General features: G+C 53.9%; 1 protein-coding gene. It reads left to right on the top strand.

All coding sequences use genetic code 11. The annotated features are described in order from the left end of the window. Positions 1-3: 3 nt before the first annotated feature. Positions 4-573: class I fructose-bisphosphate aldolase (locus tag D2V08_RS18185; protein ID WP_262696688.1), on the top strand; the 570-nt coding region annotated here is incomplete at its 3' end.

Genomic DNA, 573 nt, shown 5'->3' with positions numbered 1-573 from the left:
GGGTTGGCTCGTTACGCCGCCATTTCTCAGGACAATGGTTTGGTCCCAATTGTGGAACCAGAAATATTGTTGGATGGAGAGCATGGGATTGACAGGACATTCGAGGTAGCCCAAAAGGTTTGGGCAGAGGTTTTCTTCTACTTGGCTGAGAACAATGTGTTGTTTGAGGGCATTCTCCTCAAGCCTAGCATGGTCACTCCTGGTGCAGAGTGCAAGGACAGGGCCACACCCGAGCAGGTCGCCACCTACACTCTCAATCTCCTCCGTCGCAGAATCCCCCCAGCTGTCCCCGGAATCATGTTCTTGTCTGGTGGGCAATCTGAGGTTGAAGCTACCTTGAACTTGAATGCCATGAACCAAGCTCCGAACCCGTGGCACGTGTCATTCTCCTATGCCAGAGCTCTCCAGAACACCTGCCTCAAGACTTGGGGAGGTCTCCCTGAGAACGTGCAGGCTGCTCAGGAGACTCTGCTCATCCGTGCCAAGGCCAACTCTCTGGCTCAGCTCGGGAAATACACCGCTGAGGGAGAATCTGAGGAAGCCAAGAAGGGAATGTTTGTCAAGGGCTACAGC

It is taken from the genome of Flagellimonas lutimaris, assembly GCF_003581615.1.
Classification (GTDB): domain Bacteria; phylum Bacteroidota; class Bacteroidia; order Flavobacteriales; family Flavobacteriaceae; genus Flagellimonas; species Flagellimonas lutimaris.
This window is presented reverse-complemented; position numbering and strand designations above follow the sequence as displayed.